Source organism: Brevibacterium sp. VCM10, from assembly GCF_000583215.1.
Classification (GTDB): Bacteria; Actinomycetota; Actinomycetes; order Actinomycetales; family Brevibacteriaceae; genus Brevibacterium; species Brevibacterium linens.
Genome location: NZ_JAJB01000037.1, coordinates 1 through 13,497, shown reverse-complemented (window position 1 = coordinate 13,497; position 13,497 = coordinate 1). Strand labels below are relative to the sequence as shown.

Sequence of the window (13,497 nt, the reverse complement as noted above, 5' to 3'; positions counted from 1 at the left end):
CTCTGACACACGGTCACCTTCAGCCGACCTGACCCGAAACCTCGGTCTCGGCTCTCTGCGGCCCTCCTCGCCGCACGGTTTCACGCGACGGTACGTCCCCCGGATATGCGAGTCCGTGGCGTGAACTAGGGTGGGTGCCATGACCTCCGCAGCCACGACCTCCGCCCTCGATGTCCTCCACGATGTCTTCGGCTATGAGGAGTTCCGGGGTCAGCAGGCGGCCATCGTCGACCAGGTCGTCGGCGGCGGGGATGCGGTCGTACTCATGCCCACCGGCGGCGGAAAATCCCTGTGCTATCAGATTCCTGCCCTGGTCAGGCCCGGTACAGGTGTCGTCATCTCCCCACTCATTGCGCTCATGGCCGATCAGGTCGCGGCCCTGGAGAACCTCGGTGTGCGGGCTGCCTATCTCAACTCGTCCCTCGATTTCGACACCGCCCAGCAGGTCGAACAGCAGCTGCTCGCCGGAGAGATCGACCTGCTCTACCTCGCCCCCGAGCGTCTCGTCCTGCCGCGGACGATGCGGCTGCTCGAGCAGGCACAGATCTCCCTGTTCGCCATCGACGAAGCCCACTGCGTGTCCCAATGGGGCCATGACTTCCGCAGCGACTATCTGGGACTCGGCGTCTTGGCCGAACGATTCCCCGACGTCCCGCGCATCGCCCTGACGGCCACGGCCACTCCGGCCACCCACGCCGAACTCACCGAACGACTCCACCTCCAGGATGCCGAGCACTTCGTCGCGAGCTTCGACCGACCCAACATCACCTACCGGATCGAGCCGAAAGCCTCGGCGAGATCGCAGCTGCTCAACTTCATCACCACCGAACACCCCGGGGATTCGGGCATCGTCTACTGTCTGTCCCGGCGCGGGGTCGATCAGCTGGCCGAAGCACTCGTCGCCCGCGGCCTCACGGCCCTGCCGTACCACGCAGGGCTTCCCTCCGAGGTGCGGGCGGAGAACCAGGCGAGGTTCCTCCGCGAGGACGGCATCGTCATGGTCGCCACCATCGCCTTCGGCATGGGCATCGACAAACCCGATGTCCGCTTCGTCGCCCACCTCGATCTGCCTCGATCGGTCGAAGGCTACTACCAGGAGACCGGGCGAGCCGGCCGTGACGGACTGCCCGCGGACGCGTGGATGGTCTACGGCCTCGGCGATGTCGTCTCCCAACGCCGACTCATCGAATCCGGCGAGGGCGACCAGGTGTTCAAACGCCGCCAGATGAGCCACCTCGACTCGATGCTCGCCCTCTGCGAAACCGTCGACTGCCGCCGTGTCCAGCTGCTGCGCTACTTCGATGAGGAATCAGACCCGTGCGGCAACTGCGACACCTGCATGACACCCCCGGTGACCTGGGACGCGACCGTCGCCGTGCAGAAGCTGCTGTCGGCCGTCATCCGCCTCGACCGGGAACGCGGGCAGCGATTCGGATCGGGCCAGGTCATCGACGTGCTGCGCGGCAACGACAACGACCGTTCCCGGGCCTCGGACCATGCGAGTCTGAGCGTCTGGGGCGTCGGCGACGACCTGTCCGAGAGCCAATGGAAGACCGTCATCCGCCAGGTGCTCGCCCGCGGACTCCTCGAATCCCATGGCGACTACGGTGTCCTTGTGGTCGGCGAGAACGCCGGCCCCGTGCTGCGCGGAGAAGAGGAGATCTCACTGCGCGTCGATCCGGTGAAGAAGTCCGGAGGCAAGAAGGCCGGATCAAGTCGCCGAGGCGGCCCCGAGGTCGAGCTCGACCCCGCCGATGCCTCCCTGTTCGAGGCGCTGCGCTCCTGGCGAGGAGAGCAGGCGAAGGAGCAGGGCGTGCCCGCCTACGTCGTATTCCCCGATGCCACGCTCTACGGCATCGTCGAGGTCAAGCCGACGACGATCAGCGAACTCGGCCAGGTCAGCGGTGTGGGCTTGAAGAAGCTCGACCGCTATGGCGATTCCGTGCTCGAAGTGCTCGCCGCGCACGCTGGCTGACTCAGCCTTCGGCGAAGGCCTCGGGGCCCTGTTCGGCGGCCGCCGGGTCCATCCACATGAACTCGAGGATGTTGCCGTCGGGGTCGGTCATGCTGATGCCGTACATGAACCCGAGGTCCTGAGGTTCTTTGTTCTCCCCGCCGCCGGCGTCGAGGATCGAGGCGCGCATTGCGTCGACCTCATCGCGGGATTCGCAACTCAGAGCGGTGAGCGCCTGTGCCGCGGTGTGCGGGTCGACGATCGGCTTGTCCGTGAACGTGGCGAGATGGTCGCGGGTGAGGACCATGAAGAAGATGTCATCGGTCCATCTGATGCACGACGCGTTGTCATCGGTGAACTCGGGCACCACCTCGGCGCCGATGGATTGGTAGAACGTCTTGGCACGTTCGAGGTCGGTGGTCGGAAGATTGACGAAGATCTGGGTCATAACTGCTCCCTTGCAGTGACGGCGACGCATCAGCGGATGCGAGACCAGACGAACCATGACAGCCGGACGGCTGAACGATGGGAGTCTGGTTTTCGCCGCACACCCACCCCAAGTCAACACCCTGCTACCTGACGGCGGCCCAGCAACCTGGCGCGAGGTTGCTGGGCCGCCGTCAGGTAGTTCTGGGAGGGAAGTGACGGGGTAGCCTGAGAAGCGCACGGGCCCACCGGCCCTCTCGATTACTTGGAAGGCGACGATGACGACTCCTGACCCGGTCTCCACCACCTCGGCGATCACCCGCGCGAACTGCGAACAACGCGATGCGAACGATCCCCTGCGTGATTTCCGCGACGATTTCCTGCTCCCGGAAGGCACGATCTACCTCGACGGGAACTCGCTCGGTCCCCGCACGAAAGGCGCGGCCGAGCGCGCCCAGGACGTCATCGCCGACGAATGGGGCACCGGCCTCATCGGGTCATGGAACTCCGCCAGCTGGTGGGACCTGCCCGCTAAATTGGGTGAGAAGATCGCCGGGATCGTCGGCGGCGGGGCCGGGTCCACCGTCGTCACGGACACCACCTCGATCAACCTGTTCAAGGCCGCCTCGGCGGCGCTGAAGATGCAGGCCGAGGACTCCCCGGACCGGCGGGTCATCCTCACTCAGCGGGAGAACTTCCCCTCCGATATCTACATGCTCCAAGGATTGGCCGAACAGCTCGGCGACGGATACAAAGTCCGCCTCGTCGACGATGAGGAAGTCACCTCAGGGTTCCCGACGACGATGTCCGACGAGGTGGCCCTCGTCGTGCTCACCCACGTGAACTACCGGACGGGTCGTCTCTTCGATATGGGCACGACCACCTCGGCGATCCATGCTGGCGGGGCCCTGGTCATCTGGGACCTGTGCCATTCGGCGGGTGCTCTGCCCATCGATCTCACCGGTTCGGGTGCCGACATGGCGATCGGCTGCACGTACAAGTTCCTCAACGGCGGGCCAGGCTCACCGGCGTTTATCTGGGTAGCCGAAGGGCTGCGGAACCGATTCAGCCAACCTCTGTCGGGGTGGTGGTCGCATGCCCGACCCTTCGAGATGGACCCGGACTACCAGCCAGCCGATGGCATCCGCCGCTACCTCACCGGAACGCAGGGAATCCTGTCGATGTCCGTGGCAGAGCTCGGCCTCGACATCCATTCTCGGGTGGACATGAACCTGGTGCGGGAGAAGTCCCTGGCCTTGTCCGACCTGTTCATCGACCTCGTCGATGAGCGTTTGGCCGATCACCCGGTCGAGGTCGTCACCCCACGTGAGCACGCTCATCGCGGATCCCAGGTCTCGATCCGGCACCCGGAGGGGTTTGCGGTGATGAGCGCACTCATCGAGCGCGGAATCATCGGCGACTACCGCGAACCGGAGGTGCTGCGGTTCGGGCTGACCCCGCTCTATATCGGGTTCACCGAGGTGTGGGACACCGTCGAGGCCCTGCGCGACATCCTCGACAACCACCTCTGGGACACAGACGCTCACAAAGTCCGCGGCGCCGTCACCTGATTACTACCTGACGGCGGCGCAGCAACCTGGCGCCAGGTATCTGGGCCGCCGTCACCTGCGTTGGAACGTGGCCACTCAGGTGTCCGGAGCCGCAGAGGTTTCGATGACTTCGGCGTTGACCCCGAAGTACGGTTCACCCGCCTCATTCCGCGGGCGGCTGGCGACGAGCGTCTTGAGCAGGTTGCTGCCCCGCTCGCCGGTGATCGGGTCGAGATCGAGGATGGCGCACCGCGCAATCGGTTCCCCGATCTGCACACGCAGAGCGCCGACGTCCGGCACGTTCAGCATCACATCCCTGCCTCGCCAGGTCTCTTCAATGAAGGGTTCGTCCGTGTCGAGGACGAGGGTGGCACGGAAGCGGGCGGCCTCATCTAGCAGCTCGTGGTGACCGGACTGATCGGCGAGTTCCCTCATCGAAGCAGTCGTGACGATCGACAGGCCAGCTCCGTAGATCACGTCCCCACGGTGTGCGCGGGCCAGCCGGACCGACTTTCCCAGCCACTCGGAGGCGAGCGCCGAATGCGGACCGTCGGTGAGTTCCAGGTCGACCGGTCGCTTCCAGTAGGAGCAGGTCAGGCGCTCGCCCGAGCCGGCTGGCACCCCAGAGGCAGAGCGCCCGTCGGGCAGGGTGACCGTCAGTGTGTCGTCGACGAGTGAGGTGGTCATTCGGATGAGCCGCGGATTCTGCACGGTCCTGAGCACCTGCGCTCGCTCGACATCGACGAAGCAGAACGGGCGGTCGCCGACCGGCCCCTGAGCATCGACGATCGCTCCCGGTCGGGCCTCGTGCCGGGTGCCTTTGATATGGGCGAAGCCGATCGATGGCACGCCGAATTCCCGCGCTGGAGCAGGTGACGGGGGCGGAGCAACCTGGCGCCAGGTTGCTGCGCCGCCGTCAGGTAGCAATTGGGGCATGGGGGTTGCCGCCTCCTGTGATGGCGTAGGTACCGATGGCCACCGCACCGATGCCCAGGACAGTGCCGCCGATGATGACGGCTCCGGGAATCGTGGCGATCGTGCCGAGCACTCCCACGGTGACTCCGGAGAAGGTCTGCATGCCGGGGCCGAACGTCGCATAGGAGCCGATGACGCGACCGCGGATCTCAGGCGGCGCTTCTAGTTGGATGATGGCCATCTCGGTCGACTCGGCCGTGATCTTCGAGACCCCGGCGATGACGAGCAGGATGACCGCCACCCACAGGTGCGAGGTCAGGGCGAAGAGCAGTGCGCTCAGGCCCATCGCCGAGGCGGCCAGTGCCGCCGCAGCCGGGACGGCCTTGATCCACCCGGTCGCCTCGAGCCCGAACCCGCCGAGCACCCCGCCGGCGCCCATGGCGAAGAGCAGCACACCGTAGGTGAAGTCGCTGTCCCCGCCGACCGGGTTGAGGATGTCGCCGAACACCGGCATCGCCGTCTGCAGCACCGCCCCGATCGTCGTCGACGCGAGCGCGGCCAACAACAGCATGCCGACGATCGCACGATTGTGGCGGACATCGATGAGCACCCGCAGCGACTGGATGAGGGTCGTCCGCGCGGTGCGCACCCCTCCGCTGCGCAGATGTCCGGTGAAGGGGGTGCGGATGAGGAAGGTCGTCAGCGGCAGATAGAAGACGATGTTGATGAAGATGCCCCATGTGGAGCCGACGCCGAGCAGCAGGGCGGAGCCGACGACGGGACCGAAGAGGATGCCGAGGCTGCGGAACGTCGCATTGAGGCGGACCGCGCTCGGCAGCTCTGTCCGATCGACGAAGTCATGGAGCATCATCTGTTCGGCCGGACCCCACAGACAACCGGCGAGTCCGTGGATGACGAGCAGCACGCAGGCCTGCCACAGCTGCAGGGAGTCGGTGAGGAAGAGGATCCCCCAGCACAGGGACACGACCATGAACATGATCTGCCCGATCTGGATGAGGCGGCGGCAGTCGAAACGTTCGGCCAGGGATCCCGCATAGACGGACAGCAGCAGGAACGGCAGCCAATGGCTGATGAGCTGGAACCCGACGAGCGCCGGGGATTCGAACTTCTGCCACAGCACCCAGTAGGTGATGACGTGCTCGATGTTGTCGCCCATCATCGCCGTACCCGACCCGACCAGATAGGGCGCAGTCTTCCAGCTGCGCAGGACGCTGAAACGGCGCGGACCCGCGGCACTGCCGCCACCCGCTCTGCCCGCACCCGCGCCAACCTTGCCGACGCCCACCTCGTCGCCGGAGATCTCGGAGGAATCGCTCACCCGCCTATTCTCACACCCGCAGAACAGACCGGCGCCGCGCTCTTGCCTGCTGGGATCGGAGCGAGGACAATGATCCTTGATCGAGGAGGATCATATGCCCACCGCTCAGCCGCCGTCATCCACTCGTCCGAACTCCGCCCTCGTCGTCATCGACGTCCAGAACGGGGTGATGCAGGCCAGTTGGAACTCCGATCAGGTCATCTCCACGATCTCGGATCTCGTCGACCGCGCCCGGAACACCGGCACCGAGGTGGTCTGGGTCCGGCACAGCTCCGGTGAGCTGCCGCTCGATTCCCCGCAATGGCAGATCGTTGACACGCTCTCCCCCGCCGACGGCGAATCCATCATCGAGAAGACCCACGGCAACACTTTCGAGGACACGGACTTCGAGGAGGTGCTCGCCGGCAAGGACGTCGGCCACCTCGTCGTCACCGGTGCCCAATCGGACGCCTGCGTGCGCTCGACCATCCACGGCGGCTTCGCCCGCGGCTACGACGTCACCCTCGTCACCGACGCCCACACCACCGAGGATCTCACCGAGTGGGGCGCTCCCCCTCCGGAGCAGGTCGTGTCCCACACGAACCTGTACTGGCAGTTCGAATCCGGTCCCGGCCGGCAGGCACGGGTCCAGGAGTCGAGCGAGGTCGACTTCGCCAGACCGTGATCGCCTCCGCTCCTCAAACCCTGCCATTCGGCAGCCCGCAAATCTGCCATCATTAGGGCATGAGTGAAGACACCCGCAGCATCGAACTGACCCGCATCGCCGAGAACCACTACCGCGCCACCGCGCCAAGCGGAGCGAGCATCGAATTCGGTCGCGGCGAGGGCCTCATGACCCCCGTCGAACTGCTCCTGGCCGCCGTCGCCGGCTGCTCGTCGATCGACGTCGACACCGTGACCAGCCGTCACACCGAACCCACGAAGTTCGACGTCACCGCGACCGCAGACAAGATCGACGAAGACGGTGCCTCCCGTGTGGACAACGTCCACCTCGACTTCGATCTCGAGTTCCCCGACGACGAGGAGGGTCGGAAGGCCGATGCCCGCATCGAACGCCTCGTCGGGCTCTCCCACGACAAGTACTGCACGGTCTCGCGCACCGTCGAACACCCAACGAAGGTCGACTTCAGCATCCGTCGCGACTGACGTCCTGACTCGTCAAGGCAGATGCCTCGCCGAGGCGGCCAGTCGTTCCGTGCAGACGTGATCGTCAGCTGTCGGCGAGCCGTTTCTTCTCGACCTCGACGTCGAAATCGGCGGCGGGCCACTGCGGGTCGATGTCCTTGAGGACATCGAGCAGCAGACGCTGCACGGCCAGCCGGGCGTACCATTTCCGGTTCGCCGGGACGACGAACCAGGGGGCCGCCTCGGTGGAGGTGCGGTCGAAGGCTGCCTGGTAGGCGCCCATGTAGTCCGGCCACAGGAGTCTCTCATCGACGTCTCCCGGGTTGTACTTCCAGTACTTGTCGGGCCGGTCGAGGCGTTCGGCCAGGCGCTCCTTCTGCTCGTCCGGGGAGATGTGGAGCATGACCTTGACGATCCGGATTCCTGCCGCGACCAGTTCGGCTTCGAAGTCGTTGATTGCTGTGTAGCGGCGCTCGATCTCGGCGGCGTCGGCGAGTTCGCGGACGCGGCCGATGAGCACATCCTCGTAGTGGGAGCGGTCGAAGACCCCGATCATGCCGGGCCCGGGCACGCGCGGACGGATGCGCCAGAGGAAGTCGTGGGCGAGCTCCTCCTCGGTCGGCTTCTTGAAGGCGGCGAGTTCGACGCCCTGCGGGTCGACGGCACCGACGACGTGACGAACGATTCCGCCCTTGCCGGCAGTGTCCATGGCTTGGAGAACAAGGAGAACGGCAGGCCCGGAGTCCTCGTCATGGTGCGCGGCGAAGAGGCGCTCCTGCAGATCGCTCAGCTCGGTCGACAGCGCCTCGAGATCCTTCTTCCCCGATTTCTTGTCCCCGTCGTAGCCGGGCGTCGACTGCTGGTCGACCTCGCCGAGGCGGAATCCCTCCCCGGCGCGCAGCAGTGGTGCGGGGTCGGTCGTCCAGTTGCTTCTCGGCTCACTCATGCGTTCATCTTTCCAGGTGGGAATGGCCGCGTCTATACCGGCAGCTCACCGCCGAGGCGGCTGAGGTCCGTCGATGCCCGGCAGCGGGTTCTCATTCGTCAGTCCACGCCGACGCCGATCCTCCGTAAAACGCTGGTAGTCCACTTCGCGGTCGGCTACGGTCCTCTGGGGCTTCGGCATGTCGATGACATTGCGCAGAGCCGCAAGCACTGTCAATCCTGCCAGCCCCGAGACTGCGGCTGCGGCGCAGAGGACCGTCGTTCCGAAGCTGGGTGGATTGTCGAAGACCTGGAGACCAGCGAACCCCAGGAGAAGGACCAATCCGAGGAAAGGCACCAGGAGGCACAGCGCCACTTTGAAACCGCCGATCACCATCGGCATCAGCATGCACATACTCCATGCCATGCCGCCGACGAAGAAGCACAGGACGAGGAAAACGGCGCCCGGATCTGAGCTCAACTCGGCAGCGACAGTTCCGGCACCAGCCCGATCACCAATGATCAAGGGCCACGTCATCGTCACAAGAGTCACGATGATGCCACTGCACACGACACCGAGGAGGGTCAACGGGATCAGACCGTTGCGCCGCAATCCGTCGTCCCGGCGTTTGTGCTCGATAAACACGAATGGATAGAACAAAGCCATCATTCCTGCACAAATCCCCGCCCAGACACCGTCGGCCTCGACCGGAACGAAGTTCTGCTGCCGCATCCGGCCGGTCGAAGCGAGCAAGATCAGGAGGGTGAAGAACAGGATGCCGACAAACGTCATGACGAGAAGCCGCAGAAGGTCGCGCGTCCACGTCGGGACCGGTTCCTCCTCGTATTGCGGAGGCGGCCCGGGCGGGTGTGGTCCAACCGGCGTATCACTCATAGAGCCATCGTCGCACAACCCTCAGTCCGGTTTCCGGAACACCGACGGCAGCTTCTTTTTCACTCGACGACTGGTGTCCCGGTACGACCATTGCCGCATCGGCTGCGGCACCCGCCACTGCAGCTTCCAGGCGAGCATGCGGAAGCCGAAGGCGGCGGCCGCGATGATGAGTGAGGCGATGGCACCCAACAGCCCGGTCACCTCGGCGATGATCGTCAGTCCCGAACCGAACAGGGCGGGGATGAGGTAGAGGTCGGTGCCGCGGAAGATCGCCGGATCCTCACTGGCCACGGCGTCGCGCATGAGTCCGCCGCCGCACGCGGTCAGCGCACCCATGAGCAGCGCCGCCGGATAGTTCGTCCCAGCGGACAGCGCAATCGTCGTTCCGGTGACGCTGAAGAGGCCGAGGCCCATCGCGTCGAAGGCGACGATCCAGATCCGTGCGCGGGAGATGTGGGAGCCGATGATGTAGATGAGCAGGGTCGCAATCACCGGCGGGGCGAGGTAGATCGGTTGGCCGATGGCGTTGGGCACCCGGTCGAGGAGCACATCGCGGATCATTCCGCCGCCGATTCCCGTCATCGTGCCCAGCACCAGTCCGCCCGTGATGTCGAAATCGCGGCGGGCGGCCAGCAGCACTCCGGAGACTGCGAAGACGAAGGTGCCGGTGAGGTCGAGGGCGAGGAACAGGAACTCCTGCAAGTTCGTCTCCACCTCGGCTCCTCTCGTCGCTCCGTGCCCGGTCCGGTGCCGAGCGTCCTACCAGCCACTGTAATCCGCCGTTGGGCCCCCTGGACCTTTCTTCCCCGCCGAGGCGGCCGTACAGTTGGCGCAGATCGCCGCCGAGGTTGCCGCGGAGTCCGACAGGTAAAGCGCGAGTGCGAACTGACGGGGCCCCGACCGTGACGGTCGGGGGCTCTTCCTCCGCCGAGGCGGGCGGCGAACTCAGCTGAGCTGGAAGTTGTCCGGGTTCTTGTAGGGTTCGATCTCGACGACCGGGGTGCCCTTGCCCAGGAGCAGTTTGGAGATCGGGCAGCGAGCGTGGGCGCGGGCAGCGTACTTCTCGGCGTCGGTGTCCGAGACCCCTTCGATGGAGATGAACGCCTTCGGCGCGAAGTAGAAGCCATTGCCGGAGGGTTCGTTATGCAGTTCGACCTCGACGCGCACGCGTGAGAGCGCTTCGATGTCATTGACCGCGAGGACGACCTTGAGCGTTTCGCCGAGGCAGGTCGACCAGGCCATGGCGAGGAACTGTTCCGGGTTGTTGCCTTCTTCGACGCGTGAGGTCGGGGCGGTGGGCAGGGTCTGGCCGTCTTCGACGCGCACCTCGCCCGAGGTGCCGCCGAGGTTCTCGACCTTCGCGGTGTAGATCGGCGCACTCGGGTTCTTCGGCTCATCCGCATCTCCGGTCGGAGCCTGCGGCTGGGCGTATCCGGGGTTCTCAGTCATTGCACCATGCTACGACAGGCGCGCAACAAGGTCACTGGCGATTCAGTGAATGGTCAGTAACGAAAGCGCACAGACCCATCCACCGCGCCCGCGGCTCCGAATGATCACTATGAATCGGACAACCCGTGCAACCCACCGTTTCCGCGGCGCCGTGGCAGGCATCGTCGCCACCGTCATGATGTTCGGTCTCGCGGACCTCATCGCGCGTGCCTTCACCCCGAGTGCGGCACCCCTGCTCACCCTCGGTCAGGCGATCATCCCCCTGGCTCCCCCGGCGGCGATCAAACCCGTCATCGCCCTCTTCGGCGACAACGACAAGCTCGTCCTCGTCCTCTCCACCGGACTCGGTGCGATCGTCCTCGCCGGTCTCATCGGAGCCCTGGCCGCCTCCCGCCGGCGTCTGGCCACGACGCTGCTGATCGTCGCCGGGCTCGTCCCGGTCATCGTCATCATCATCCGCCCCGAGGCGGGTGCCCTCGACCTCGTCCCCGCGCTCATCGGCTTCGCGGTCGGCATCACGGGCTTCATCCTGCTGCTGCGTCTCGGCCTACCGACATCCCCCGCCGAGGCGGCCGACCGTGCCGATGTCACGCGCGGTTCGCGGACGTCGGATCCCTTGAGCCGCCGCCGTTTCTTCGGCCTCGCCGGAGCCGTCGGCGCCATCGGAGCCGTCACCATCGCCGCTGGTCAGACCGTTGTCTCGCTGACTCAGGACGCCGGTGCCGCGATCGCCAAACTGGTTCTGCCCACCCCCGCGAAGAAGGCGGCCGCGATCCCCGCGGCCGCGAGCACCGACCTCGACGGCACTGTCCCCTTCGTCACCGAGGCCAAGGACTTCTACCGCATCGACACCGTGCTCTCACCACCGGTCATCGACCCGCAGCAGTGGTCCCTGCGCATCCACGGCATGGTCGAGAACGAAGTCACCCTGACGATGGACGAGCTCCTCGATCTGCCGCTCGAAGAACACCACATCACGCTCACCTGCGTGTCCAACCCCGTCGGCGGGGAACTCGTCGGCAACGCGACCTGGCTCGGCTATCCGGTGCGCGAACTCCTCGCCCGAGCCCGCCCGAGCGCTGATGCCGATATGGTCCTCTCCCATTCCTTCGACGGATTCACCGCCTCGACTCCGCTCGGTGCGCTGACCGATGACCGCGCCGCCCTGCTGGCGGTGGGAATGAACGGCGAACCGCTCACCCCGATCCACGGTTTCCCCGCCCGCCTCGTCGTTCCCGGGCTCTACGGTTTCGTCTCCGCAACGAAATGGGTGACCGAACTCGAGGTCACCCGCTTCGATGAGAAGACCGCCTATTGGACCGACCGTGGGTGGGATGCGTTGGCGCCCATCCTCGTCGCCTCCCGCATCGAGGTGCCGAGGCCCTTGGCCACGGTCCCGGCCGGAGACATCCAGGTCGGCGGAACCGCCTGGGCGCAGCATTCAGGGATCGACCGTGTCGAGGTCAAGCTCGACGACGGTGAATGGACGCAGGCGGATCTGGCCGCGGAGGTCACGATCGACACCTGGCGGCAGTGGCGGGCCGAATTCGCCGAGGTGGCTGCGGGCTCCCATACCCTCACCGTGCGTGCCACGGACAAGGACGGCACGGTGCAGACTTCGAAACGTCGGGAGTCGATCCCGAACTCGGCCACCGGGCACCACCACATCCAGTTCCGCGTCGAATGAGCCCGCAGCCGCCTCGGCGAAGAAATTCTCATATTTCTTCCCCATCCACCCATCCGAACCCGAAACCGCACCGAATACTCAGTACACAGCGAGCAATGGAGACCACTTCACAGCTGTGGGATCATCCGCATCACTGTTTCTAAGGAGAAGAACAATGAAGACTCTGCTTCGCACACGCACCGCCACCATCCTCTCGGCCGGCGCCATCGGCCTGTTGGCCCTCAGCGGCTGCGGAATGGATTCCGGATCCGGCAGCGAAGACTCCGGCTCGGAATCGTCCAACTCCGAATCCCAGCCGGCTGACTCGAGCGAGTCCGAAATGCCCGACGAGTCCGGCGACTCCTCCATGGCCGATGCCGACCTCGTCGGCAAGGGCTGCTCGGCCTACGCCGAGGCGAACCCGGACGGAGCCGGATCCGTCGAAGGCATGGGCCAGGACCCGGTGGCCACTGCCGCGTCGAACAATCCGATGCTGACGACCCTGACCAAGGCGGTCTCGGGCGAACTCAATCCCGATGTCGACCTCGTCGACACCCTCAACGGTGACGAGTTCACGGTCATCGCCCCGGTCGACGACGCCTTCGCCGATGTGCCCAAGGACGACCTCGACGCCCTGGCCAAGGACTCGGACGAGCTGACGAAGGTCCTGACCTACCACGTCATCCCCGGTCAGCTCTCCCCCGATGAGATCGCCGGTGAGCACGAGACCGTCGAAGGTTCGAAGGTGTCCGTGACCGGTGAGGGCGAGGGCATGAAGTTCGACGATGCCGGACTGGTCTGCGGCGGAGTCAAGACCGCCAACGCCACGGTCTACATGGTCGACGCCGTGATGATGCCGGAGAAGTGACCGGAACCTCCACAGCGAGAGAGCATCACGATGCAGCGGCCGGGAATCGATCAGCAGCACCAGGATCGGCTCCCGGCCGCATTCGCTTCCTCGACGGTCCCGGCGGTTTCGTACGAACGCCGGCTGACCGTCTCGGCAGCGCACGGCCCGACCGCTGCGCGCACCTCGTTCGACTCGCTCACCTGGGAAAGGTGTGATCGGTTTCTGCATGCATGGCATGATTGGGCAATGAGCTCTGATCACCAGCCGGCGGATACCGCCGACCCCGGCGGAGCCCTGCTGATCCGCATCGCCGAGGGCGACCGGTCCGCATTCGAAGAGCTGTTCACCACGCACTCCCGCATCCTCATGGCCGTTGTCCTGCGAATCGTCAAGAGCCGAACACT

The 13,497-nt window shown here is 65.6% G+C and carries 13 protein-coding genes; 6 read left to right on the top strand and 7 right to left on the bottom strand.

Annotation, left to right across the window (positions count from 1 at the left end):
* Nucleotides 1–139: 139 nt before the first annotated feature.
* Nucleotides 140–1,975, top strand: coding sequence for a DNA helicase RecQ (gene recQ / locus AD89_RS0111695; RefSeq protein WP_025779077.1), 1,836 nt, complete (start codon nt 140–142; stop codon nt 1,973–1,975).
* 1 nt (nt 1,976) lies between these two features.
* On the opposite strand, the gene AD89_RS0111690 is transcribed toward recQ, so the two are convergent.
* Nucleotides 1,977–2,402, bottom strand: coding sequence for a VOC family protein (locus AD89_RS0111690; RefSeq protein WP_025779075.1), 426 nt, complete (start codon nt 2,400–2,402; stop codon nt 1,977–1,979).
* 256 nt (nt 2,403–2,658) lie between these two features.
* On the opposite strand from AD89_RS0111690, the gene kynU reads away from it, so the two are divergent.
* Nucleotides 2,659–3,951, top strand: coding sequence for a kynureninase (gene kynU, locus AD89_RS0111685; protein ID WP_035320606.1), 1,293 nt, complete (start codon nt 2,659–2,661; stop codon nt 3,949–3,951).
* Between the two features lie 75 nt (nt 3,952–4,026).
* Here kynU and AD89_RS0111680 read toward each other — a convergent pair whose 3' ends face one another.
* Nucleotides 4,027–4,779, bottom strand: coding sequence for an MOSC domain-containing protein (locus tag AD89_RS0111680; protein WP_025779071.1), 753 nt, complete (start codon nt 4,777–4,779; stop codon nt 4,027–4,029).
* Nucleotides 4,780–4,846: 67 nt separating this feature from the next.
* Nucleotides 4,847–6,184 carry an MFS transporter gene (locus tag AD89_RS0111675; RefSeq protein ID WP_025779069.1) on the bottom strand — a complete coding sequence of 446 codons (1,338 nt, stop codon included), beginning with the start codon at nt 6,182–6,184 and terminating at the stop codon, nt 4,847–4,849.
* Between the two features lie 94 nt (nt 6,185–6,278).
* Here AD89_RS0111675 and AD89_RS0111670 point away from each other — a divergent pair, with 94 nt between their 5' ends.
* A complete protein-coding gene (locus tag AD89_RS0111670; RefSeq protein WP_035320623.1) occupies nt 6,279–6,848 on the top strand; it encodes a cysteine hydrolase family protein in 570 nt (189 codons plus the stop codon).
* A gap of 59 nt (nt 6,849–6,907) precedes the next feature.
* On the top strand, nt 6,908–7,330 hold the full coding sequence (locus AD89_RS0111665) for an OsmC family protein (protein WP_025779065.1): 423 nt from the start codon (nt 6,908–6,910) through the stop codon (nt 7,328–7,330).
* Between the two features lie 64 nt (nt 7,331–7,394).
* On the opposite strand, the gene AD89_RS0111660 is transcribed toward AD89_RS0111665, so the two are convergent.
* From AD89_RS0111660 to AD89_RS0111645, 4 genes are all read right to left on the bottom strand, one after another.
* The gene (locus tag AD89_RS0111660; RefSeq protein ID WP_025779063.1) at nt 7,395–8,255 is read right to left on the bottom strand and encodes a PPK2 family polyphosphate kinase; all 861 of its coding nucleotides are present in this window, start codon (nt 8,253–8,255) and stop codon (nt 7,395–7,397) included.
* 45 nt (nt 8,256–8,300) lie between these two features.
* Entirely contained in the window at nt 8,301–9,128 is an 828-nt protein-coding gene (locus AD89_RS0111655) for a hypothetical protein (RefSeq protein WP_035320605.1), read from the bottom strand.
* A gap of 21 nt (nt 9,129–9,149) precedes the next feature.
* Nucleotides 9,150–9,842 (bottom strand): trimeric intracellular cation channel family protein, encoded by a 693-nt coding sequence (locus AD89_RS0111650; RefSeq protein WP_025779060.1) that lies wholly within the window; start codon nt 9,840–9,842, stop codon nt 9,150–9,152.
* A 231-nt stretch (nt 9,843–10,073) separates the two neighbouring features.
* Nucleotides 10,074–10,577: an OsmC family protein gene (locus AD89_RS0111645; RefSeq protein ID WP_025779059.1), complete on the bottom strand. Its 504-nt coding sequence runs from the start codon at nt 10,575–10,577 to the stop codon at nt 10,074–10,076.
* Nucleotides 10,578–10,686: 109 nt separating this feature from the next.
* Between AD89_RS0111645 and AD89_RS0111640 the strand changes: the two genes are divergently transcribed.
* Nucleotides 10,687–12,264, top strand: coding sequence for a molybdopterin-dependent oxidoreductase (locus AD89_RS0111640; protein ID WP_025779057.1), 1,578 nt, complete (start codon nt 10,687–10,689; stop codon nt 12,262–12,264).
* 154 nt (nt 12,265–12,418) lie between these two features.
* Entirely contained in the window at nt 12,419–13,111 is a 693-nt protein-coding gene (locus AD89_RS0111635) for a fasciclin domain-containing protein (protein ID WP_025779055.1), read from the top strand.
* The last annotated feature ends 386 nt before the right edge of the window (nt 13,112–13,497 follow it).

What these genes read in the sequence shown, in the direction of transcription:
- AD89_RS0111670 (WP_035320623.1), top strand. Translation starts at nt 6,279, where the DNA reads ATGCCCACCGCTCAGCCGCCGTCATCCACTCGTCCGAACTCCGCCCTC.
- AD89_RS0111640 (WP_025779057.1), top strand. Translation starts at nt 10,687, where the DNA reads ATGAATCGGACAACCCGTGCAACCCACCGTTTCCGCGGCGCCGTGGCA.
- AD89_RS0111690 (WP_025779075.1), bottom strand. Translation starts at nt 2,402, where the DNA reads ATGACCCAGATCTTCGTCAATCTTCCGACCACCGACCTCGAACGTGCC.
- AD89_RS0111660 (WP_025779063.1), bottom strand. Translation starts at nt 8,255, where the DNA reads ATGAGTGAGCCGAGAAGCAACTGGACGACCGACCCCGCACCACTGCTG.
- AD89_RS0111635 (WP_025779055.1), top strand. Translation starts at nt 12,419, where the DNA reads ATGAAGACTCTGCTTCGCACACGCACCGCCACCATCCTCTCGGCCGGC.
- kynU (WP_035320606.1), top strand. Translation starts at nt 2,659, where the DNA reads ATGACGACTCCTGACCCGGTCTCCACCACCTCGGCGATCACCCGCGCG.
- AD89_RS0111645 (WP_025779059.1), bottom strand. Translation starts at nt 10,577, where the DNA reads ATGACTGAGAACCCCGGATACGCCCAGCCGCAGGCTCCGACCGGAGAT.
- recQ (WP_025779077.1), top strand. Translation starts at nt 140, where the DNA reads ATGACCTCCGCAGCCACGACCTCCGCCCTCGATGTCCTCCACGATGTC.
- AD89_RS0111655 (WP_035320605.1), bottom strand. Translation starts at nt 9,128, where the DNA reads ATGAGTGATACGCCGGTTGGACCACACCCGCCCGGGCCGCCTCCGCAA.
- AD89_RS0111665 (WP_025779065.1), top strand. Translation starts at nt 6,908, where the DNA reads ATGAGTGAAGACACCCGCAGCATCGAACTGACCCGCATCGCCGAGAAC.